The 19,358-nt window shown below is 72.9% G+C and carries 24 protein-coding genes; 12 read left to right on the plus strand and 12 right to left on the minus strand.

Annotated features, from left to right (window positions below):
• Positions 1-117: 117 nt before the first annotated feature.
• Entirely contained in the window at positions 118-1,014 is an 897-nt protein-coding gene (locus IRX98_RS11445) for an inositol monophosphatase family protein (RefSeq protein WP_224276835.1), read from the minus strand.
• Between the two features lie 41 nt (positions 1,015-1,055).
• Here IRX98_RS11445 and IRX98_RS11450 point away from each other — a divergent pair, with 41 nt between their 5' ends.
• The gene (locus IRX98_RS11450) at positions 1,056-1,517 is read left to right on the plus strand and encodes a DUF2231 domain-containing protein (protein WP_224276836.1); all 462 of its coding nucleotides are present in this window, start codon (positions 1,056-1,058) and stop codon (positions 1,515-1,517) included.
• Positions 1,518-1,525: 8 nt separating this feature from the next.
• Here the strand turns inward: IRX98_RS11450 and rsgA are convergent, their stop codons facing one another.
• The 4 genes from rsgA to IRX98_RS11470 all read right to left on the minus strand — a co-directional run bounded on the left by rsgA (position 1,526) and on the right by IRX98_RS11470 (position 6,218).
• Positions 1,526-2,533, minus strand: a complete 1,008-nt coding sequence (rsgA, locus tag IRX98_RS11455; protein ID WP_224276838.1) for a ribosome small subunit-dependent GTPase A — start codon at positions 2,531-2,533, stop codon at positions 1,526-1,528.
• Positions 2,530-3,819 (minus strand): 3-phosphoshikimate 1-carboxyvinyltransferase, encoded by a 1,290-nt coding sequence (gene aroA, locus IRX98_RS11460; RefSeq protein ID WP_224276841.1) that lies wholly within the window; start codon positions 3,817-3,819, stop codon positions 2,530-2,532. The genes rsgA and aroA overlap by 4 nt, the downstream gene beginning before the upstream one ends.
• Before the next feature lie 16 nt (positions 3,820-3,835).
• Positions 3,836-4,366: a DoxX family membrane protein gene (locus IRX98_RS11465; RefSeq protein WP_224276843.1), complete on the minus strand. Its 531-nt coding sequence runs from the start codon at positions 4,364-4,366 to the stop codon at positions 3,836-3,838.
• 67 nt (positions 4,367-4,433) lie between these two features.
• Positions 4,434-6,218, minus strand: coding sequence for a sigma-70 family RNA polymerase sigma factor (locus tag IRX98_RS11470; protein ID WP_224276845.1), 1,785 nt, complete (start codon positions 6,216-6,218; stop codon positions 4,434-4,436).
• A 258-nt stretch (positions 6,219-6,476) separates the two neighbouring features.
• Between IRX98_RS11470 and IRX98_RS11475 the strand changes: the two genes are divergently transcribed.
• The 6 genes from IRX98_RS11475 (at position 6,477) to IRX98_RS23760 (ending at position 9,770) form a co-directional block, all read left to right on the plus strand.
• Complete coding sequence (locus tag IRX98_RS11475) at positions 6,477-7,184, plus strand: hypothetical protein (protein ID WP_224276847.1); 708 nt, start codon at positions 6,477-6,479, stop codon at positions 7,182-7,184.
• Positions 7,185-7,221: 37 nt separating this feature from the next.
• Complete coding sequence (locus IRX98_RS11480) at positions 7,222-7,968, plus strand: SOS response-associated peptidase (RefSeq protein ID WP_224276849.1); 747 nt, start codon at positions 7,222-7,224, stop codon at positions 7,966-7,968.
• Positions 7,965-8,627 (plus strand): alpha/beta hydrolase family protein, encoded by a 663-nt coding sequence (locus IRX98_RS11485; RefSeq protein WP_224276851.1) that lies wholly within the window; start codon positions 7,965-7,967, stop codon positions 8,625-8,627. The genes IRX98_RS11480 and IRX98_RS11485 overlap by 4 nt, the downstream gene beginning before the upstream one ends.
• 63 nt (positions 8,628-8,690) lie before the next feature.
• Positions 8,691-9,350: a sigma-70 family RNA polymerase sigma factor gene (locus IRX98_RS11490; protein ID WP_224276853.1), complete on the plus strand. Its 660-nt coding sequence runs from the start codon at positions 8,691-8,693 to the stop codon at positions 9,348-9,350.
• A complete protein-coding gene (gene rsrA / locus IRX98_RS11495) occupies positions 9,347-9,619 on the plus strand; it encodes a mycothiol system anti-sigma-R factor (RefSeq protein WP_056601554.1) in 273 nt (90 codons plus the stop codon). Before IRX98_RS11490 ends, rsrA begins: the two co-directional genes overlap by 4 nt.
• Before the next feature lie 76 nt (positions 9,620-9,695).
• Positions 9,696-9,770, plus strand: a complete 75-nt coding sequence (locus tag IRX98_RS23760) for a 50S ribosomal protein bL37 (protein ID WP_369759046.1) — start codon at positions 9,696-9,698, stop codon at positions 9,768-9,770.
• A 75-nt stretch (positions 9,771-9,845) separates the two neighbouring features.
• Here IRX98_RS23760 and IRX98_RS11500 read toward each other — a convergent pair whose 3' ends face one another.
• The gene (locus IRX98_RS11500) at positions 9,846-10,046 is read right to left on the minus strand and encodes a hypothetical protein (protein WP_224276855.1); all 201 of its coding nucleotides are present in this window, start codon (positions 10,044-10,046) and stop codon (positions 9,846-9,848) included.
• A gap of 129 nt (positions 10,047-10,175) precedes the next feature.
• The gene (locus IRX98_RS11505) at positions 10,176-10,550 is read right to left on the minus strand and encodes a thioesterase family protein (protein ID WP_224276857.1); all 375 of its coding nucleotides are present in this window, start codon (positions 10,548-10,550) and stop codon (positions 10,176-10,178) included.
• A gap of 136 nt (positions 10,551-10,686) precedes the next feature.
• Between IRX98_RS11505 and IRX98_RS11510 the strand changes: the two genes are divergently transcribed.
• Both IRX98_RS11510 and IRX98_RS11515 read left to right on the plus strand, forming a co-directional pair.
• Positions 10,687-11,193 carry a SigE family RNA polymerase sigma factor gene (locus IRX98_RS11510; RefSeq protein WP_224276859.1) on the plus strand — a complete coding sequence of 169 codons (507 nt, stop codon included), beginning with the start codon at positions 10,687-10,689 and terminating at the stop codon, positions 11,191-11,193.
• On the plus strand, positions 11,190-12,587 hold the full coding sequence (locus IRX98_RS11515; protein WP_224276861.1) for a hypothetical protein: 1,398 nt from the start codon (positions 11,190-11,192) through the stop codon (positions 12,585-12,587). The genes IRX98_RS11510 and IRX98_RS11515 overlap by 4 nt, the downstream gene beginning before the upstream one ends.
• A 1-nt stretch (position 12,588) precedes the next feature.
• On the opposite strand, the gene IRX98_RS11520 is transcribed toward IRX98_RS11515, so the two are convergent.
• Genes IRX98_RS11520 through IRX98_RS11530 form a run of 3 tightly spaced genes read right to left on the minus strand, consistent with a single transcriptional unit; the run spans position 12,589 to position 15,648 of the window.
• Positions 12,589-13,071, minus strand: a complete 483-nt coding sequence (locus tag IRX98_RS11520; RefSeq protein WP_224276863.1) for a GNAT family N-acetyltransferase — start codon at positions 13,069-13,071, stop codon at positions 12,589-12,591.
• A 10-nt stretch (positions 13,072-13,081) separates the two neighbouring features.
• Positions 13,082-14,761: an acetolactate synthase gene (locus IRX98_RS11525; protein WP_224276864.1), complete on the minus strand. Its 1,680-nt coding sequence runs from the start codon at positions 14,759-14,761 to the stop codon at positions 13,082-13,084.
• Between the two features lie 32 nt (positions 14,762-14,793).
• A complete protein-coding gene (locus IRX98_RS11530) occupies positions 14,794-15,648 on the minus strand; it encodes a DUF2785 domain-containing protein (protein WP_224276865.1) in 855 nt (284 codons plus the stop codon).
• Positions 15,649-15,717: 69 nt separating this feature from the next.
• On the opposite strand from IRX98_RS11530, the gene IRX98_RS11535 reads away from it, so the two are divergent.
• Positions 15,718-17,187, plus strand: coding sequence for a sensor histidine kinase (locus IRX98_RS11535; protein WP_224276866.1), 1,470 nt, complete (start codon positions 15,718-15,720; stop codon positions 17,185-17,187).
• Positions 17,188-17,218: 31 nt separating this feature from the next.
• On the opposite strand, the gene IRX98_RS11540 is transcribed toward IRX98_RS11535, so the two are convergent.
• The gene (locus IRX98_RS11540) at positions 17,219-17,470 is read right to left on the minus strand and encodes a WhiB family transcriptional regulator (RefSeq protein ID WP_056601527.1); all 252 of its coding nucleotides are present in this window, start codon (positions 17,468-17,470) and stop codon (positions 17,219-17,221) included.
• A 215-nt stretch (positions 17,471-17,685) separates the two neighbouring features.
• Between IRX98_RS11540 and IRX98_RS11545 the strand changes: the two genes are divergently transcribed.
• Entirely contained in the window at positions 17,686-18,039 is a 354-nt protein-coding gene (locus IRX98_RS11545) for a hypothetical protein (protein WP_224276867.1), read from the plus strand.
• Entirely contained in the window at positions 18,036-18,491 is a 456-nt protein-coding gene (locus IRX98_RS11550) for a GNAT family N-acetyltransferase (protein WP_224276868.1), read from the plus strand. The genes IRX98_RS11545 and IRX98_RS11550 overlap by 4 nt, the downstream gene beginning before the upstream one ends.
• A 21-nt stretch (positions 18,492-18,512) precedes the next feature.
• Here the strand turns inward: IRX98_RS11550 and IRX98_RS11555 are convergent, their stop codons facing one another.
• Complete coding sequence (locus IRX98_RS11555; RefSeq protein ID WP_224276869.1) at positions 18,513-19,358, minus strand: RNA polymerase sigma factor SigF; 846 nt, start codon at positions 19,356-19,358, stop codon at positions 18,513-18,515.

A 19,358-nucleotide genomic window follows, 5' to 3' on the forward strand; every position in this document is an offset into this window, starting at 1 on the left:
ACCGCGCGTCGCGAAGACACGCTGCGCAGACGACCAGATCCAGACCAAGCGAGGCGCCGTCAGGCCACCCAGGCCCGACGGCGCCTCACCCTGCCCTTGACAGGCGCGCCCTACATATCAGTCGAGGACGGGCGGGGCCTGCCGGTCGCGCAGGTTGCTCACCGAGCCGGGGCCGCGGCGCGGGACGTCGGGGTCGGAGCCGTCGTCGTCGAGCGAGCCCAGGAAGGACAGCGCGGCGTCGTGGAGGTGGCCGTTGGAGGCGAGCGCGTTGCCGCCCCACGGGCCGTCGGTGCCGTCGAGCGAGGTGAAGCGGCCGCCCGCCTCGCGCACGATGACGTCGAGCGCCGCCATGTCGTAGAGCTCGAGCTCGGGCTCGGCCGCGATGTCCACGGCGCCCTCGGCGAGCAGCATGTAGGACCAGAAGTCGCCGTAGGCGCGCGTACGCCAGCAGCGCCGCGACAGCGACACGAAGTCGTCGAGCCGGTCGCGCTCGTCCCAGCCCCCCAGCGAGGAGTAGCTGAGCGAGGCGTCCTCGAGGCGGCGTACGTCGGAGACCTCGCACTTCGTCGCCTTAAGCAGGGACCGGCCCGTCCAGGCGCCGTTGCCGACCGAGGCCCACCACCGGCGCTGCAGCTGCGGTGCGGACACCACGCCGAGCACGACCTCGTCGTCGACCGCGAGCGCGATGAGCGTGGCCCAGACGGGGACCCCGCGCACGAAGTTCTTGGTGCCGTCGATCGGGTCGACGATCCAGCGGCGCTGGCTGTGGCCGGTGGTGCCCTGCTCCTCGCCGACGACGGCGTCGCGCGAGCGCACCCGCGACAGGGTGCGGCGGATGCCCTCCTCGACGGCCTTGTCGGCGTCGGTGACCGGTGTGAGGTCGGGCTTGCTCATCACGTGCAGGTCGAGCGACTTGAAGCGTGCCTGGGTGATGGAGTCCGCGTCGTCGGCGAGGACGTGCGCCAGACGCAGGTCGTCGGTGTAGTCAGTTGAGCCGGGGCCGGTGATGGGCATGTTCACAGGCTATTCCCAGCATCGGGTCCTACCCTGCACGCATGGAACTCAACGGTGTGCCGCTGCACCCGCTCGTCGTCCACGCCGTCGTCGTCCTGGGCCCGCTGGCGGCGCTGACCGGCCTCGCCTACGCGTTCGTTCCGAAGTGGCGCTGGCTGCTGCGGTGGCCCCTCGTCGTGCTCGCGGTGGTCACCGCCGCCACCTCCCTGCTCGCCGTCGCTGCGGGCGAGGACCTGCTGGCCTCGCGCCCCGAGCTCGCCCCGATCGTGGAGGAGCACGAGGAGGCCGGCGAGCTGCTGCGCACCGTGTCGCTGGCCTACGTCCTGGTCTCCGGCCTCGCCGCGTGGGCGCTCGGCGGGGTCTCCGCGCTGGCCTCGGGCCGCGGGGCGCGCGAGACGCGCCTCGGCGTCCCGGTCATGGCGTTGCTTGCGGTCGGCGCGGTCGCGCTGCTCGTCACCGTCTACCTCGCAGGTGACTCCGGCGCGCAGGCCGTCTGGGGCTGACCGCAGGACTACCAGTCGCTGGAGGCCTCGCGGGCGGCGAGCAGCCGCCGGAACGACTCGACCCGGTCGGGGTCCGCCTCGCCGGCGGTGACCGCCTCGTCGAGCCCGCACTCGGGCTCGCCGGTGCCGTGGGAGCAGCCGCGCGGGCAGGTCTCTGTCATCTCGTCGAGGTCGGGGAAGGCCTCGATGAGGTTCTCCGGCTGCACGTGCGCGAGGCCGAAGGAACGGATGCCGGGGGTGTCGATGATCCAGCCCTCGGCGTCGGGCAGCTCGAGCAGGTAGGCGCTGGTGGAGGTGTGCCGGCCGCGGCCGGTCACCGCGTTGACGATCCCGACCTCGCGGTGGGCGTCGGGCACGAGCGCGTTGACGAGCGTGGACTTGCCCACGCCGCTGTGCCCGACCAGCACGCTGGTGCGTCCCCGCAACCGGTCACGCAGCTCGGTGAGGTCGCCGGCGCCCTCGCCCCTGAGCTGGGTCACCACCCACGGCACGCCGAGGGAGCGGTAGGTCGACAGCAGCACCTCGGGGTCGGCCAGGTCGGCCTTGGTCAGGCACAGCAGGGGCGCCATCCCGGCGTCGTACGCCGCCACGAGGGCCCGGTCGATCAGGCGCGGGCGCGGCTCGGGGTCAGCGAGCGCGGTGACCACGACGAGCTGGTCGGCGTTGGAGACGATCACCCGCTCCACGGGGTCGTCGTCGTCGGCGGTGCGTCGCAGGGTGGTGGTGCGCGGGACCACCTCCACGATCCGGGCCAGCGAGCCGTCGACCCCGCTGGTGTCGCCGACGACCCGCACGTGGTCGCCGACCACGACGCCCTTGCGTCCCAGCGGGCGCGACTTCATCGCCATCACGCGGTGCCCGTCGAGCAGGAGCGTGAAGCGTCCGCGGTCGACCGTGACGACGCGGGCGTCGACCGCGTCGTCGTAGCTCGGCCGGTCCTTGGTGCGCGGTCGGGTGCGGCGCCGGGGGCGCTCGTAGTGCTCGTGGTCGTGCTCGCCGTAGCGGCCGGTGGTCACGCGGTCCCGCCCCGCACGGCGGTGCTCCACGCGGTCGCGAAGTCGGGGAACGTCTTGGACGTGGTGGCGATGTCCTCCACCAGCACGCCGTCGACGGCCAGGCCGAGGATGACCCCGGCGTGGGCCATGCGGTGGTCGGCGTAGGTGTGGAACGTCCCGCCGTGCAGCGACGAGGGCCGGATCGACAGGCCGTCCTCGCGCTCGGTGACGTCGGCGCCGAGGCGTCCGAGCTCGGTGGCGAGCGCCGTGATCCGGTCGGTCTCGTGGCCGCGGATGTGCGCCACCCCGCGCAGGTGGGAGGGGGAGTCGGCCAGCGCGCAGAGTGCGGCGATCGCCGGCGTCAGCTCGCCCACGTCGTGCAGGTCGAGGTCGACGCCCGAGAGGCGCGCCGGACCCTGCACGGTCAGGTCGCCCTCGGCGAGGCTGACCTCGCAGCCCATCAGCGAGAGGATCTCGCGCAGCTCGTCGCCGGGCTGGGTGGTGGTGGCCGGCCAGTCGGTGACCGTCACGCGACCGCCCGTAGCGGCGCCGAGGGCGAGGAACGGTGCGGCGTTGGACAGGTCGGGCTCGATGGCGTGGTCGACGGCGGCGAGCGGTCCGGGGGCGACCGCCCACCGGTTGGCGTCGTGGTCGTCCACCTCGACGCCGTGCTGGCGCAGCATCTGCACGGTCATCTCGATGTGGGGGAGCGAGGGCACCGGCTTGCCCACGTGGCGTACGTCGACCCCGTGCTCGTAGCGGGCGCCGGCGAGCAGCAGCGCCGAGACGAACTGCGACGAGGCGCTGGCGTCGATGGTCACGGTGCCGCCGGCCACCGTTCCGCTGCCGCGCACGGCGAAGGGGAGGGCGCCGCGGCCGTCGTCGTCGACGTGGACCCCGAGCGCCGTCAGCGCCGACAGCATCTGCCCGACCGGCCGCAGGCGCATGTGGGGATCGCCGTCGAAGCCCACCGTCCCGCGTGCGAGGCCCGCCACCGGCGGGACGAAACGCATGACGGTGCCGGCGAGCCCGCAGTCGACGTCGGCGTCGCGGTCCCACGCCTGCGGGGTGACCGCCCAGTCGCCGGCTCCCGGCCCGTCGGTGTCGTCGATGCGGGTGCCGAGCGAGGTGAGCGCGGCAGCCATCAGCAGCGTGTCGCGCGAGCGCAGCGGACGGCGTACGACGCTCGGGCCGTCCGCGATCGCGGCGAGCACCAGCGCGCGGTTGGTCAACGACTTGCTGCCCGGCAACGACACGACCCGGTCCACGGGGTCGAGGGGACGGGGTGCCGGCCAGAGCTCACTCACCCGCGCACCCTATCGATCAGGTGAGCTGTGCCTTGGCGAGCTTCGCCTCGCGGCGGGCGTCCTTGGCCACCTGCTTGGCCTCGCGACGCACGTCGGCGGCGGCGCGACGCGCGCGCCAGGCGAGCCCCGGGCGGCCGTCGGTGTCGACGCCGGCGAGGAGCAGGCCACCAAGGATCGAGGTGTTCTTCATGAACTGGAGCCGCTGGGCGGCCTTGGCCTGCGGGTCGGACTCCTCCCAGAAGGGGTGTCCGGCGAGCGTCGTGGGCACGAGCGACGCGGCGAGCACGGTGGCGCTCAGGCGGGGCGCACGTCCGGTCGCGAGGGCGGCGGCGGCGAGGATCTGCGCGCCGGCGTTGATCCGGACCAGGGTCTGCGGGTCGGTGGGGATCGGCGCCCCGGGCGCGGCCTGCTGGACCTTCGGCACGACCCGGTCGGTGACCTTCTTCGCCTTGACGGCGTGGGCCTCGGTGTTGCGGATGGCGTTGATGCCACCGGCGACGAAGATCGTGGCGAGCATCGGACGGGCGAGCAACCGGGTGATCGTCATGGCCCTTGTCTACACGATGCGCCGAAGGTGCGCCCCGCCCGCAGGGATGCGTCCGGTGGACGTGTCCTCAGTCGAGGACGGCGCGCCAGGTGTTGTCGGACGTGTCGGGGTCCGGCTGCGCCGTGGACAGGGAGGCCACGACCTGCGCGCCCTGCGGTGCGACGACCTCGAAGGAGACGGGGGCCAGGTTCGCGCCCGAGATCTGGCAGCTGGCGCGGGCCCGGTTGGTGGTGCACCGTCCGTCGTCGGTGCGCACCACCTCGGCGCCTGCCGCCTCGACCGTGAGGACGGCGCTGGAGCCGGCCGCGAGGGCAGCGACGCGCAGCACCACGTCGTACGTCGGTCGCGACCCCGACGCCGTGCCGCCGAGGGAGACGTCGGCCGCCGGGGGCGGCGGGGTCGGGGTGGTCGTCGGGGTCGGGGTGGGCGTCGGGCTGCTCGTCGGCTGGCCCGTCGGGCTGGAGGTGGGGCTGGAGGTGGGGCTGGACGTCGGGTTGGACGTGGGGTTGGACGTGGGGTTCGAGGTCGGGTTCGACGTCGGGTTCGACGTGGGGTTGGAGGTGGGGCTGGCGCTCGGGCTCGACGTGGGCGTCGGCTGCGAGGTCGGCACGGTCGTGGGGGAGGTCGAGGGGGTGCCCGTGGGGTCGGTCGTGGGGTCCCCGGTCGGGTCGGTCGTGGGATCGCCGGTCGGGTCGGTCGTCGGATCCGTGAGCGGGTTCGTCGTCGGGTCGACCGGGGTGGTCGTGCCGGGCACCACCACCTCCTCGCCGGGCGCGATGACCACAGTGTCCGGGCCGGCGTCCGAGCCGGTGGCCGAGCTCCGCGGCGAGCCACCGCCGGGGGCGGCCACGGAGGGGTCGGTCGTCGACGAGGCCGACGTCGGCGCGCGCAGCGCCGCGGGCTCGCCGGGCGCCCGGTCGGGGCCGCCGATGCCGAGCGCGATGCCGCCGGCCACGACCACGGTGCTGGCGGCCACGCCCGCCACGGCGGCGACGCCGGCGTTGCCGACGACGAGGTCGCGGACCCGCCCGGCCAGCAGGCCGATCCCGAACGGCATCGCGCCGGTCGCGGCGGCGCCGCCGAGGTAGGCGGTGGCCACGCCGCCCAGGAGCAGGGGGGCGAGCAGGCCGCCGAGGTTGCTGTTGACCTCGGTGAGCTCGAGGTAGATCGCCATGCAGGAGCGGCACTCCTCGAGGTGCCCCTGCACCCGGGCGGCGTCGCGGCGCGAGATGGCGTCGCGGACGTAGGCCCCGAGCTGGCCGTGCGTCCAGCGGCACTGGTCCTGCTCGAGCTCGCCGACGTGCTGGGTGAGGAAGGCCTGGCGGAGCCCCTCGCGGGCGCGGTAGGCCAGCGCCGACACCGAGTTGGCGCTCATGCCGAGCAGCGGCGCGATGTCGGCAGGCTTGTCGCCCTCGACCTCGGTGTGCCACAGCACCAGCTGCCACCGCTCGGGCAGCGAGGCGAAGGCGCGGGCGGCAGCGGCGCTCTCGAAGCCCTCGACGGCGGTGTCGCGGAACGGCACCCCCGGGTCGAAGGCCTCCATGTCGTCGGTGGTGTGCAGCTTCGCGCCGGCACGGAACCGGTCGACCTGGAGGCGGCGCACCGAGGTGAGCAGGTAGGCGCGGAAGGCGACGTCGGGACCGCCGCCGCGCTGCAGCACGCCGAGCACCTTGACGAAGGCCTCGGAGACGAGGTCCTCGGCGTCGCCCGCCTGTACGAGCTGGCGGGCCAGGCGCCGGGCCGCGTCGACGTGCCGCTCGAAGAGGGTGCCGTAGGCGTCGAGGTCCCCACCGCGGACCGCCGAGATCAGCTCGGCGTCGCCCGGCGCTTCGACGCTGGTGGCAATGCTCATGTGGATCGACGCTTCCCGGAGCTCTCCTGACCCGGCTGTCAGGGCTCCTTGAACTGTAGACCTCCGCGGTCGTCCCGGGGCAGCGATGGCTGAATCGTGATTTTCCGCCCCCGAGTCCGCGTCATGGATCCGCAGGGGCGACGTCACACCAGTGAGCAAGACCGGATCCGGGAGGGAGCTGCCGTGAAGAACTTCGCCACACGTGGGCGACGACTCGCGGCATCCGGTCCTGGGGTGAGCGGCTCGCAGTCTCCTGATGTGCGGTCGGGGTTGCCGCACCGGTTCGAGGCCGTGGGGGAGGCGCTCACCTCAGGATCGGACGTCCTGCTCGCCTGCAGCGTCGCGGGCCAGGACCTGGCCCGCGACGGCGCATCGGTGGAGGAGACGCTCGAGGGGCTGCGCGGCACGTGGCGACGGCTCACGGGTGCCGATCCGGCGTACGACGTCGTGGCGGCGCTCCTCACCGCGTGGAGCGAGACCACCCTGGGCTACCTCCACCAGCTTTCCTGCGAGGACCCGATGACGGGCCTGTCCAGCCAGGCCCACCTGCGCAGCCGGCTCTCCGAGCTCTACCGGCTGGCCGCCAGCGACGCCCAGGACGAGGTGGACGGGACCGCCAGGGTCGTCGGGGCGCACGCGCTCGTCGTCTGCGCGCTGCCCTTCGGCGACGACCCGTCGGAGGAGCCGGGCGACCACTTCACCCGCGCCATGCGCCTCGCCCGCGCCGGTGAGCTCGCCCGCACGGCCTTCGTCCGCGACGAGACCGTGGCCCGCCTGGGCATGCACCGCTTCGCGATCCTCACCCGCCGTGACGATCGGCTGGGACGACGGGTGCGGGTGCTGCGCACCCTGCTCGACGGCGCGCAGGCCGAGTCGGGCGGCGCCGCCGTCCGCGCGTGGATCGAGGGGCTGCCCGCCACGGACGCCGGCGCGGGGATGCTGCTCGACGAGCTGGCCCGCGGCTGAGCGGACGCCGTCGTCGGGCTCCCCTAGGGTGGGCCTCGTGTGTGGTCGCTACGCCTCGTCCCGCAGCTCCGAGGACCTCGTCGAGGAGTTCGAGGTCGTCGAGAGCCGGATCGCCGCGCCCCTGTCGCCCGACTACAACGTGGCCCCCACCAAGGAGGTCTACGCCGTCGTCGAGCGTCCCCCGTCGCGCGAGTCCGGCCAGCCGGCCCAGCGCCAGCTGCGCGTGCTCACCTGGGGCCTGGTCCCGTCGTGGGCCAAGGACCCCTCGATCGGCAACCGGATGATCAACGCGCGGATGGAGACCGTGGCGGAGAAGCCGGCCTACCGCAAGGCCTTCGCGAGCCGGCGTGCGCTGCTGCCGGCCGACGGCTACTTCGAGTGGTACGCCACCTCGCAGACCAACGCCCGGGGCAAGCCGGTCAAGCAGCCCTTCTTCATCCGACCGCGCGACGGCGGGGTCCTGGCGATGGCCGGGCTCTACGAGATCTGGCGCGACCCCACCCGTGCCGAGGACGACCCGGACCGCTTCCGCTGGACCTGCACGGTGCTGACCACCCAGGCCGAGGACTCCCTCGGGCACATCCACGACCGGATGCCGCTCATGGTCGAGCGTGAGCGCTGGCACGAGTGGCTCGACCCGACCACCCCCGGCGACACCTCCCTCCTGGTGCCGGCCGCGCCGGGCCGGCTCGAGGCGTACGCCGTGCCCACGCTCGTCAGCAACGTGCGCAACAACGGCCCCGAGCTCGTCGAGCCCCTGCCCGCCGAGGAGACCCTGCAGTGAAGAAGGCCACCGTCCGCTCCGTCGCGACCCCCCACGGCGAGGGCCGGCTGCACACCCGTCGTGCCACCAGGCCGATCGCCACGCTGCTGCTCAGCCACGGTGCCGGTGGCGGGATCGAGTCGCGCGACCTGTGGGCGCTGGCCGACGCGCTGCCGGCGCAGGGCGTCTCGGTCGTGCTGTTCGAGCAGCCGTGGCGGGTCGCGGGCCGCAAGGTCGCGACCGCGCCGCCGACCCTCGACGCGGCGCTGACGTGCGCGGCCGACGTGATGCGGGTGCGTACGCCGCTCGTGGTCGGCGGTCGTTCGGCCGGCGCGCGCTCCGCTGCACGCACCGCCCGTTCGCTGGGGGCCACCGGCTGCCTGGCCCTGTCGTTCCCGCTGCACCAGCCGGGCCGCACCGAGCCCACCCGGCTCCCCGAGCTGCGCGGCACCGGCCTGCCCACCCTGCTCATCCAGGGCGAGCGCGACCCGATGGGGCGTCCCGAGGAGTTCCCCGGCGACCTCGAGCGGGTCGACATGGTCGTCGTGCCGGGCGCCGACCACGGGCTGAAGGTGCCCGCGCGGGGCGGCGTGAGCCAGGACGAGGCGATGGGGATCGTGGTCGAGTCGACGCTGGAGTGGCTGGTGCGTGACGTCGTCGGGAATCCCCGGGTGGGGTGAGGTGTTGGGGACAGTGTGCAGTCACTGACCCTTGAGAGACCCGCAGCGCTATCGTGGACCGTGATGACTGAATCACTCACGGACGACACGTCCGGCCCTGAGATCGCCGTCGAGGACGAGACCTCCGACGAGCGGTCCGCCCGCTTCGAGCGCGACGCCCTGCCGTTCCTCGACCAGCTCTACGGCGCCGCCATGCGGATGACCCGCAACCCGGCCGACGCCGAGGACCTGGTGCAGGAGACGTTCGCCAAGGCCTACAGCGCCTTCCACCAGTTCAAGCCCGGCACCAACCTCAAGGCCTGGCTCTACCGGATCCTCACCAACACCTACATCAACTCCTACCGCAAGAAGCAGCGCCAGCCGCAGCAGTCGATGTCCGAGGACGTCGAGGACTGGCAGCTCGCCCGCGCGGAGTCCCACTCCTCGACCGGCCTGCGGTCCGCGGAGATGGAGGCGCTGGAGCACCTGCCCGACTCGGAGGTCAAGGACGCGTTGCAGCGCCTGCCCGAGGAGTTCCGCCTCGCGGTCTACCTCGCCGACGTGGAGGGTTTCCCCTACAAGGAGATCGCCGAGATCATGGACACGCCCATCGGCACCGTGATGTCGCGCCTGCACCGTGGCCGACGCCAGCTGCGCGACATGCTGGCCGACTACGTCCGTGCCAACGACCTCCTTCCCGCATCCACCGTCCCCGGCGCCGACACCGAGGGGGAGGCCACGTGAGCACCCACGAGCACGGCAACGACGACTGCGTCGACTACATCGAGCGCATCGTCTACTTCATCGACAACGAGCTCGACCAGGCCGACTGCGCCGTCGTCGAGATGCACCTGCGCGAGTGCGGGCCCTGCCTCGAGCGCCACGACCTCCAGAAGGCCGTCAAGCAGCTCGTCGCCCGCTCCTGCTCGGAGGCGGCGCCTGAGTCGCTGCGTGACCGCGTACGCCTCCAGCTGCGCGAGGTGAGCATCCAGATCACCGAGGGCGGGGCCTGACCCCGGGGTCACCCGATTCGCCGCACCCCCGGGTTTTTGACACACTGACTCGAGCACCGATTCCAGGAGGACCACCATGGGCAAGACCGGACGCAAGCGCCGCGCGCGCAAGAAGAAGGGCGCGAACCACGGCAAGCGCCCCAACGCCTGACGCGCACCTGCACGTCATCTCGTAGAAGTCCCCGCCGCGGCGGGGACTTTTGCACGTCCAGGCTCGGGCGGTGGGCTAGGCGTGCTGGTCGGGGACCATCGCCCCGAGTGCCGGCTGCGTGAGCGTGGTGAGCTCCGCGACGTGCGGCAGGTGCAGGTCCAGGTGGTGCTGCGACACGATGGCGCGCACCTCCTCGAGCGCGATGTGTCGCTCGTACTCCGCGAACTCGATGCGCTGGCCCAGTGTCGCCAGTGCCTCTCGCAGCCGATCATCCATGCTGGTGTGCCCCATTCCGTACGCGCGCCCCCGCGCGCCGTGCGCGAGCCTGCCAGACCAGCGGCCGTCCCGCGATGCATCCGGGCGAGGACGTGCGGGGCGGTCTAGTCAGGTCGGCCCTGACGCACGCTACAGGCGGGCGAGGAACCGCTCGGCGTCGACCACCACGCGCGTGATCTCCCCGGCGGCGAGCACCTTGCCGCTGGTCGTGTCGCGCGCGCTGACGGTGAAGCGGTGCAGGCGGCCGTCCTCGTAGGCGCTGGAGGCGCTGACCTCGACCTCGGCCCCGACGGGGCTGGCGGCGAGGTGCTCGACCTGCACCCGGGTACCGACGCTCGTCGATCCCTCGGGCAGCAGCGGCTCCAGCCCGGCGCACGTGGCCGCCTCGAGCCACGCGAGGAGGCGCGGCGTCCCGAGCACCGGCAGCGAGCCGCTGCCGACGGCCGCAGCGGTGTCGTCCTCGCCCACGAGGAAGGTCAGGGTGGCGGTCTCGGGACGGGACATGGGGGACCTTCCGACAGATGGGTGGCACGGTGAGGCAACCTGTGTGCCACCCACACGTCTACCAGACATGGACACGGGGACCGCAGGACCAGGGGCGAGATCGGGGGCGAGATCGGGGGTGGCGATGGAGCCGGCGGTGGACATCACCGAGCTCTACGCTGCGCACCGGCTCGCCCTGGTGCGGCTGGCGGTGCTGCTGGTCGACGACGTCGCCTCCGCCGAGGACGTCGTGCAGGACGCCTTCGCGGCGCTCGCCCGGCGTCCCGACGCGGTGAAGGACCCGTCGAAGGCGCTGGCCTACCTGCGCGTCGCAGTGGTCAACACCGCACGGTCCGCGCTGCGGCGACGGCGTACGGCGCGGGCGTACTCGCCACCCCACGACCTGTCCCCACCCACGCCCGAGGACAGCGCGGTGCTGGCGGAGGAGCACCGGGAGGTCATCGTCGCGCTGCACACCCTGGCCCCGCGCCAGCGGGAGGTGCTGGTCCTGCGCTACTGGTCGGACCTGTCCGAGGCGGAGATCGCCCGCACTCTCGACATCAGCCGCGGCACCGTGAAGTCGACCGCGAGCCGCGCGCTCGTGGCACTGGAGAAGGCCATGCACGACACCGTCACGACGAGCTCGGGGGAGGAGGAGCGATGAGCACGACACCTGGTGCCCCGGACCTGGAGGCGCGCCTGCGCGCCGCGCTGGCGGCGCGGGCCGACCTCGTGACGGGAGAGGACCTGACCCCGCTGGCCACGGTCACCCCGCTGCGTCCGCGGTGGTCCACTCCGTGGGTCCTGCTCGCCGCGGCCGCGGTGGTCCTGCTCGTCCTGGGCGTGGTGTTCCAGGGTGTCGGGAGCCGTACGCGCTCTGACGAGGTCGCGCCGGAGCCGGACGCGCCGCAGCTCGAGCTGCCCGCCGACGTGGGCCGGGAGTGGAAGGCCGACGACCTCTCGTCCCCGGCGCGCCTCGACCTCGACGGCGACGGCAGGAAGGAGCGGGTGGAGTTCCTCGCCGAGCCGACGGAGGACTTCGACGGTCGGGTCCGCCTCCAGACCACCCTGAGCACGACGGGGGAGCAGGCGTACGGCATCGCAGAGCTCGGCACCACGATCGGCACGACCGCCCTCGACCCCGTCGACGCCGACGACGACGGCGACAAGGAGCTGGTGCTCTACTTCGACGACCTGTCCGCGGTCGGTGGCGGCGGCTACCCGCTGGTCTTCGACCTGCGCGACGGCCTGCTCGTCCAGGTGGCCGTCGAGGACGCCAACCTCCTGGTGCGCGGCCAGGTGCCGGTGCCGGGTGAGGGCACCGAGCACTACGAGATGGTCCGGGTCCACGACTACTGGATCGAGGACGGCGACGTCTGGTCCAGCAGGTCCGTCAACGCCTTCGCCAGCGGCAACATGTACCTGTTCCGCCCCGAGCGCTCGGTGGTGGACACCTGGAGGTGGGTCCTCGGGGACGACGGGGGGGAGGCCGGGTGCCGGGTGAAGGGTCCGGAGTCCCTGACCGACTGTGCCCCCGGGCAGGTCGACGACCCGCCGGTCGTGTCGCCCGTGGCGACCGAGACCATCGGGGTCGGGGAGGAGGCCACGTTCGACGAGGTCGTCCCGTTCTCCGTGCGGATCGACGCCGGCGACCCGGCGTCGCTGGTCGTGGCGGGCCCGGGCCGGATGCCGAGCTCCTACCTCGCGACCAGGGTGCCCGACCCGCTGGTCAACCGGCAGCAGCCCACGGCGATCACCTCCGACGGCGTCTCGCTCGTGGTGACCTCCGCGTCGGATCCCAGCGTGGTCCAGGTGCTGGCGCAGAGCGGCGACTTCCTGTCGCGCCTGATGCCGGTGGGCGATGTCTCGCCCGGCGCCGAGGGTGTCCGGACGTGGCTGACCCAGAACGGCGCTCTCGTCACCGTGGTCCCGGGTGCGGACGACACCTGGCAGGCATTCCAGTGGGTGTGGGTGGCACGCGAGCAGATGGCCGCGTTCCCGACGGGGACCGTCTGCTTCGACGACGTCGCCGATCCGGACACGGCGCGGTCCTGCTGAGTCAGAACACCTTGCTGAAGGCCAGCAGGTCGACGCCGGGCAGGGGCGACCAGTCGCGCGACGGATCGCGGGCGTAGCCCAGGCGCTCGTAGATCCGGTGGGCGGCCGTCATCACGGCCAGCGAGGACAGTGCCATCCCGACTGCTCCGTGCTCCCGCGCCCGCTCCTCGCAGTGGGCGGCGAGCGCCGTGCCCGCACCCGTCCCGCGGGCGTCGGGGTCGACGGCGAGCATCCGGAACTCGCCCTCGTCGGGACGGCTCACCTCGCGGTAGGACGACCCCGGCGGGCAGCAGGTCGCGCTGCCCAGCAACCGGTCACCGTCGACCGCGACCCACAGCTCCGCAGCCCTCGCCCGTGACGCGGCGTCGCGGAGCCGGGCCACGTAGGGATCCGTCGGGCCGAGCGTGTACGCCGCGTAGGCGCGCACGGTCAGCTCGCCGACCGCCTCGAGGTCCTCGGGTCGCGCGAGGCGCACCTCCACCACGACCGCCGGCTCAGATCCCGAAGGTGTTGCGCGGGTAGGCCGCCTCGACGTCGGTGATCACGTTGACGAGGTAGGGGACACCGGCGGCGTACGCCCGGTCGAGCGCGGGCCCGATCTGCTTCGGGTCGGTGACCGTCTCGCCGGCACCGCCGAGCGCCTTCACCACGTCGTCGTACGGCGTGCGCTGGCCGAGGTCGGCGATCACGTCGTAGCCGTAGAGCATCTGCATCGGGCCCTTCTCCAGCCCCCAGGCGGAGTTGTTGCCCATCACCATCACGACCGGCAGGTCGTGGCGCACCAGCGTGTCGACGTCCATGAGGGAGAAGCCGGCGGCACCGTCGCCGAGCAGCAGCGTCACCTGGGCCGAGGGGCGGGCGATCCGGGCGGCGATCGCGGCGCCCAGGCCGGCGCCGAGGCAGCCGTAGGGGCCGGGGTCGAGCCAGCCGCCGGGGCGCTTGGGCTCGACGTACTTGCCGGCGAAGGAGACGAAGTCGCCGCCGTCGCCGATGACGACCGAGTCGTCGGCCAGCCGCGGCACCAGCTCCCCGTAGATGCGGGCCGGGTGGATCGGGTCGGCCTCGGCGGTGAGCAGCTCGGCGTCGCGCGCCGCGGCGACCTTGACCTGGTCGGCGAGCTGGTCGGACCAGTCCTGCCAGTCGGGCTTGTCGCCGCGCTCGATCGCGGCCTGGAGGCCCTCGAGGACGGTCGTGAGGTCGCCGGACACCGACGCGGCCAGCTCTGCGTGGCCCGAGACCTGGCCGGGGGAGTCGGCGATGTGCACGACCTTCGCGAACTCGCCCTGCGGGTTCTTGTCCGGGCCGCCGAAGGCGCCGTAGCCGAGGCGGAAGTCGAGCGGCGTGCCGACGACGACGACCAGGTCGGCGCCGGACAGGGCGGCGCCGCGGGCCTTGGTGACCAGGGACCGGTGCCCGCCGGGGATCACGCCGCGACCCATGCCGTTGGTCAGGGTCGGGATGCCGAGGTCCTCCACGAGCCGGAGCGCGGCGACCTCGGCGTGGTCGGCCCACACGTCGGTGCCGAGGATGAGGACCGGGCGCCGGGCCGCGGCCAGCAGCCGCGCGACCTTTTCCACCGCGTCGGGGTCAGGCGCGATGCGCGTGCCCTCGCCCGAGCCGGTCGATCCGGTCGAGGAGTTGAAGAACTCGTCCATCGGCACGTCGACGAAGACGGGACCGCGGTGGCTGGAGCGGGCCAGGGTGAAGGCCTCGTCCATGCCGCCCGCCACCTCGCCGGCTGTCATCAGGGTCCGTGCGGCCTTCGCGACCGGGGCGATGATCGGCGGCTGGTCGAGCTCCTGGAGGGAGCCGCTGCCCCAGCGGTTCTGCGGGGCGCGACCGCCGACGACGACCATCGGGGAGCCGGCGAACTGGGCCTGCGCGATCGCGCTGATGCCGTTGGTGACGCCGGGGCCTGCGGTGAGGACGGCCAGGCCGGGCACGCGGGTGAGCTTGCCGGTGGCCTCTGCGGCGAACGCGGCGGTCTGCTCGTGGCGTACGTCCAGCAGGCGCATCGGCGGGCCCTGCCCCTCGGCCTGCGTCTTCACCGCGCCGTCGTACATCGGGAAGACGTGGGCACCCGAGAGGGTGAACATGGTCTCGACGCCGTGGGCGCGGGCGACGTGGACGGCCAGCTCGCCGCTGTGGCCGGAGATGTCGGTGGGCTCGCTCATGCCCCGCAGGCTAGTCGGTGCCGGGTTGGCGGTCAGTCCGTGCTGGGTCGCAAGAAGGGCGCGTTGGTCATCCGGAGCGCCTCGATCAGCACGAGCAGCAGGTCGGGGCGCACCTGCGGCGCGTCCGGTGCCAGGGACAGGTGGATGAAGAGCGCGCGCAGGAACGACTGGGGCGCATGGGTGCGGGCGAACGGGTCGTGGTCGACCGGGCCGCCGAACGCGTTGGCCGCGGCGCCGATGCGGTGCACCCAGGGCTCGAGGACGTCGGTGCCGAGCGTGTTGCGTCGCAGGATCCGCATCGCTGCGTGGGCCATCCGGTCGGGCTCGCCGGACTCGAGAGGCTGGTCGGCGGGCTGCTGGAGCAGGCGCTCGGCGAGGATGTCGAGCAGCACCGCGTGCTCGTCGCCGGCGAGGTGCGGCGACTCGGCGAGGGCCCCGATCGTGTCCGCGCCGTGGGCGATCGCATGCGCCCACCCCTTGCCCGGCACGAAGCCGCGGGTGTCGACCTCGGTGAGGAACCAGACCGCGATCCGGTCGCCCCAGTCCATGATCTTCGCCGCGGGCATCAGGTGCTCGGCGGTGTCGCGCTCGAGGCACTCGGCGAGGATCAGAGCGCTGAAGCTGCGCCGGAAGACGGTGTCGGTGCCCTGCTCCCCGAGGCCGACCGACAGCCCGGTGACCATGCCGTCGCCGAGGCCGGCGAGCAGGTCGTCGTAGACGCCACGGTCGATCCAGGTCGCCAGCGCGGGGTAGGCCGTGCCGTCACGCACCTCCGGCTGCGTGGAGCCGAGCATCGTGGTGAGCTCCGCGGTCAGGTCGCCGAGCGGGCGGTCCGAGGGGACCTCGAAACCAGCCGCCTGCACCTGGTCCCAGTAGCCGATCGACATGCGGCCCATCCTGCCAGCAGTCACCGACGTCGCCCCAGCCCGGTCCGGGGCTGGCCCTAGGGTGGCCGGGTGCCATCCCTCCACGAGCTCGTGCGCGCCCACACCGACCTGGTCGAGGACGACATCGCCTGGCTCCAGCTGCTGATGGCCGACTGGCAGATCCTCGCCGACCTGTCCTTCGCCGACCTCGTGATGTGGCTCCCGGACCGGGAAGGCAAGGGCTACTGGGCCGGGGGGCAGATGCGACCCACCACCGGGCCGACAGCGCTCGTGGACGACGTCCTCGGCACCTTCATCCCCACGGGCCGGCGCCGGATGCTGGACGAGGCGCTGGGCACCGGACGCCTCGTGCGCGAGGGGGATCCCGAGTGGCGCGACGACGTGCCCGTGCGGGTGGAGGTCATCCCCGTGCGCCGCGCGGGCCGGGTGATCGCCCTGATCGCGCGCAACACCAACCTGCTCGGCGTACGCACGCCCAGCCGGCTCGAGCTGAGCTACCTCCAGACCGCGGCCGACCTGACCCAGATGATCGCCGCGGGCCACTTCCCGCTGCCGGGGCAGCGCAGCGACCACGCCGACTCACCGCGTGTGGGGGACGGGTTCGTCCGCCTCGACCCGACGGGACGCGTCGTCTACGCGAGTCCCAACGGGCTCTCGGCCTACCGTCGCCTCGGCCTCCAGGGCGACCTGACCGGGCTGGTGCTCACCGACCTGACCCGCGACCTGGTGCCCGCGCGCAAGCGGATCGACGAGGAGACGCTGAGCGCGGTCCTGGGCGGGCGCGACGGGCGCGCGACCGAGGTCGGGACCGACGAGGTCACCCTGATCGTGCGGAGCATCCCGCTGCGCCCGCAGGGGGACCGGAGCGGTGCGCTGCTGCTGGTCCGCGACGTCACCGAGCTGCGCAGCCGCGACCGCGAGCTCGTCACCAAGGACGTCACGATCCGCGAGATCCACCACCGCGTGAAGAACAACCTCCAGACGGTGGCCGCGCTGCTGCGCCTGCAGGCGCGGCGTACGCAGGCCGAGGACGCCAAGGCGGCCCTCGAGGAGGCCGTGCGCCGGGTCGGGTCGATCGCGATCGTGCACGAGACGCTCAGCCACGCCGTCGAGGAGACCGTCGACTTCGACGAGATCGCCGACCGGCTCGGCGCGATGGTGGTCGACGTGAGCGGCGTCGAGGTGCCCGTACGCGTGGTGCGCGAGGGATCCTTCGGCAAGCTCGCCTCCGAGGCGGCGACGCCGCTGGCGATGGTGCTGACCGAGCTGCTGCAGAACGCCGTCGAGCACGGTTACGCGGGGGAGTCCGGGCGGTCCGAGGGGCGCGTGGTGGTCACCGCGCGCCGCATCGTCGGGCGCCTGCACGTGGTCGTCGAGGATGACGGGCGGGGACTACCCGACTCGTTCGACCTCGACGCCTCGACCCAGCTGGGCCTCTCGATCGTGCGCACGCTCGTGGAGTCCGAGCTCGGTGGTGTGCTCGAGATCGGACCCGGGAGCCGTGGAGCGCGGGTGAAGGCAGACCTGCCCGTCGAGTAGCCCAGGTGGCCGCTCGACGGGAGGCCCGCGGTCAGGCGGTGCGGATGCGGGCGCGGGCGTTGCGGCGCTTCAGCGCGCGACGCTCGTCCTCGCTGAGGCCACCCCACACTCCGTGGTCCTGCCCGGCCTCGAGGGCCCAGGCAAGGCACTGCTCGCGCACCTCGCAGCGCCGGCACACCTGCTTCGCCTCCTCGATCTGGAGGATCGCGGGACCGGTGTTGCCGATCGGGAAGAACAGCTCGGGGTCCTCGTCGAGGCATGCAGAGCGACTGCGCCAATCCATGGGTAGGGGAATCCCTCTTTCTCGTCACAGGCAGGTGCTGTTCTCGGACATTCAGCTGGGCCCGGGCGCCGGAAGCGCAGCGACAAGACTCGCAACCTTTGAACGTTCACACAACCCCCAACGCTGGTCGTGTCCGTCACAACTAGTGTTGAGCCGTGCCCGTTACACCTTCTGACATTCCCCCTGGTCCAGACAGTAGCGCGCCGCCCCCGCTCGTGGTCGCCGCCTCGCTCGTCGCGGTGGAGGCGTTCGTGCTCCTCACGCTCGGCGTCCTGGAGCTGGCGAACCTCCGTGTCATCCGGCTGACCATGGGCCTGACCACCACGGCGTTCTTCCTCCTGGCGGCCGCCGGGCTCGCGTGGTGCGCCTGGTCGCTGTGGAAGGTACGCCGCTGGGCACGCGGACCAGTCGTGATGGCGCAGCTGATCCAGCTGGGTCTCGCGTGGAACTTCCGCGACGTCGGGGGCCTGGTGCTCCCGCTGTCGCTCGCCCTCGTCGCCCTGCTCGTGATCGTGGGCCTGCTCCACCCCGCGACGACCGAGGTCCTCGAGGAGGATGCACGACTGTGAGTGCCCCCACGAGCGTGCGGCCCGTCGAGCCTGCCGACGAAGGTGTGTGGAAGACCCTCTACGCCGCCTACCGGGCCTTCTACGAGCTGGACCCGGATGCCGACGTGGTCGACCGCGTCTGGACCTGGCTCCTCGACGACGACAACGAGGTCCAGGGCCTCGTGGCCGTGCGCGACGGCCTGGTCGTCGGCCTGGCGAACCACCGGCGCTTCCACCGGCCGGCATCGGGCACGGTCGGGACCTTCCTCGACGACCTGTTCGTGGACCCCGTCGTCCGCGGCTCCGGCGCCGGGCGGGCCCTGCTCGACCACCTCGCGGGCGAGGCGGGGGCAGACGGGCGCTCGGTGGTCCGCTGGATCACCGCGGAGGACAACCGCACCGCCCGATCGCTCTACGACTCGGTCGCGCAGGCCACGCACTGGGTGACGTACGACCTCGCGCCGCGACCCTGAGCCGCGTCGGTCCGGCTCGCGTCACTCCGCCTCGAGCGAGGTCCGCAGCTGGGTCAGCGTGCGGGTCAGCAGGCGCGAGACGTGCATCTGCGAGACGCCGATCTCCTCGGCGATCTGCGACTGCGTCATGTTCTTGAAGAAGCGCAGCAGCAGGATGCGCTTCTCCCGCTCGCCGAGCCCCTCGAGAAGTGGCTTGATCGACTCCCGGATCTCGACGTGCTCGATGTTGGCGTCCTCGACACCGAGCGTGGCGAGCATCGCCGGCGGGCCGTCGTCGTTGTCGTCGGAGGCGTCGAGCGACAAGGTGGCGTAGGCGTGGGAGGACTCGATGCCCTCCATGATCTCCTCCACCGAGCAGCCGATGACCTCGGCCAGCTCACGCGGGGTGGGGGAGCGGCCGAGCTTCTGGGTCAGCTCGCCCGTGGCCCCGCCGATCTGCATGCGGAGCTCCTGGAGGCGACGCGGCACCCGGATGGCCCAGCCCTTGTCACGGAAGTGGCGCTTGATCTCGCCTATGACCGTCGGGGTGGCGTAGGTCGAGAACTCCACACCGCGATCGGTCTCGAAGCGGTCCACCGCCTTGATGAGGCCGATGGTGCCGACCTGCACCAGGTCCTCGAAGGGCTCGCCGCGGTTGCGGAAGCGCCGCGCGCAGTGCTCGACGAGCGACAGGTGCAGGTGCACCAGGTCGTCGCGGGCGCCGGCGCGCCGGGCGTCGCTGGCGTCGGTGTCGCGCATCAGCGTGAACAGCTCGGCGCTGCGCGCGCGTACGTGCTCGAGACCGGTGGGGACGACGTCGTCGTCCTCCCGGTCCAGGGCGGCCCCCGCCGCCCTGTCGTCCCCCGTGCCCCCCGTGTCAGTGCTCAT

It is taken from the genome of Nocardioides lacusdianchii, from assembly GCF_020102855.1.
Lineage (GTDB): Bacteria > Actinomycetota > Actinomycetes > Propionibacteriales > Nocardioidaceae > Nocardioides > Nocardioides lacusdianchii.

Excerpts from the sequence above, each read along its gene's own strand:
- IRX98_RS11445 (WP_224276835.1), bottom strand. The coding sequence starts at position 1,014 with ATGCCCATCACCGGCCCCGGCTCAACTGACTACACCGACGACCTGCGT.
- IRX98_RS11450 (WP_224276836.1), top strand. The coding sequence starts at position 1,056 with ATGGAACTCAACGGTGTGCCGCTGCACCCGCTCGTCGTCCACGCCGTC.
- IRX98_RS11465 (WP_224276843.1), bottom strand. The coding sequence starts at position 4,366 with ATGACGATCACCCGGTTGCTCGCCCGTCCGATGCTCGCCACGATCTTC.
- IRX98_RS11470 (WP_224276845.1), bottom strand. The coding sequence starts at position 6,218 with ATGAGCATTGCCACCAGCGTCGAAGCGCCGGGCGACGCCGAGCTGATC.
- IRX98_RS11490 (WP_224276853.1), top strand. The coding sequence starts at position 8,691 with ATGACTGAATCACTCACGGACGACACGTCCGGCCCTGAGATCGCCGTC.
- IRX98_RS11500 (WP_224276855.1), bottom strand. The coding sequence starts at position 10,046 with ATGGATGATCGGCTGCGAGAGGCACTGGCGACACTGGGCCAGCGCATC.
- IRX98_RS11505 (WP_224276857.1), bottom strand. The coding sequence starts at position 10,550 with ATGTCCCGTCCCGAGACCGCCACCCTGACCTTCCTCGTGGGCGAGGAC.
- IRX98_RS11515 (WP_224276861.1), top strand. The coding sequence starts at position 11,190 with ATGAGCACGACACCTGGTGCCCCGGACCTGGAGGCGCGCCTGCGCGCC.
- IRX98_RS11525 (WP_224276864.1), bottom strand. The coding sequence starts at position 14,761 with ATGAGCGAGCCCACCGACATCTCCGGCCACAGCGGCGAGCTGGCCGTC.
- IRX98_RS11530 (WP_224276865.1), bottom strand. The coding sequence starts at position 15,648 with ATGTCGATCGGCTACTGGGACCAGGTGCAGGCGGCTGGTTTCGAGGTC.
- IRX98_RS11540 (WP_056601527.1), bottom strand. The coding sequence starts at position 17,470 with ATGGATTGGCGCAGTCGCTCTGCATGCCTCGACGAGGACCCCGAGCTG.
- IRX98_RS11555 (WP_224276869.1), bottom strand. The coding sequence starts at position 19,358 with ATGAGCACTGACACGGGGGGCACGGGGGACGACAGGGCGGCGGGGGCC.